The 711-nt window shown below is 69.1% G+C and carries 1 protein-coding gene; it reads right to left on the reverse strand.

The genetic code is table 11. From position 1 onward, the window contains the following. A partial coding sequence (locus FK530_RS24505) for a type 1 glutamine amidotransferase family protein (protein ID WP_500487537.1) occupies nucleotides 1-403 on the reverse strand: 403 nt, incomplete at its 3' end. Nucleotides 404-711 lie beyond the last annotated feature (308 nt).

A 711-nucleotide genomic window follows, 5' to 3' on the forward strand; every position in this document is an offset into this window, starting at 1 on the left:
CGCGCCCCTGGGCGGTCAGGACGATCTCCACCATCGAGGGCGGCTCCGCCCAGCGTGTCGTCATGGGAGCACCGCGCAGCCAGGCGGCGACCTCCATGCCGTAGCCGGTGGCGAGGCAGGGGGTGGAGGCCTCGTTGATCTGGGTGAAGAGGTGCTCCAGTTCGACCTCGGTGCGCTTCTGTGTGGCTGACTTGCGCTCATCCGGGGTGGTCGTGCCATAGGGAGAACCGGCGACCATGATGCCGGAGTACGCGTGCACGTCGATGTCGGGCAGACCCAGCAGGTCCAGACGCACCTGGTCGAGCTGCTCCTCCTGCAGACCCGATGCCCGCAGGAAGGAACGGTGTTCGGCTTCGATGGCCTCGTCCTCGGGACGGGTGGAGACGAGAAGGAAGGGCTTCATGCTCCAACTGTAGGCAAAGCGGTGGTCGAGCGTGCGTGTGGGGTCACGCGGCGACCGGGTCGGGGGAGACGCCTGTCGGGTGCAAACGTGTGAGTGGGCGTGGAGTGGGTCGAAGGTCCGTCGGTGGGGGAGCGGGGGACCGCATGGCACTCGGCCGTGGGTCGACACCGGGGGGATCCGGGAGACCGTGGACTCAGAATGTGGCGAGGAGGATCCAGACCAACCCCCACAGCCCCAGGAGCACCAGGGACACCGCCAGGGCGCCGCCTGCCGCCCGACCCCCCACTCCTGCCAGGCGTGGAGCCCGG

The organism is Tsukamurella conjunctivitidis, from assembly GCF_007858475.1.
Classification (GTDB): Bacteria; Actinomycetota; Actinomycetes; order Mycobacteriales; family Mycobacteriaceae; genus Tsukamurella; species Tsukamurella conjunctivitidis.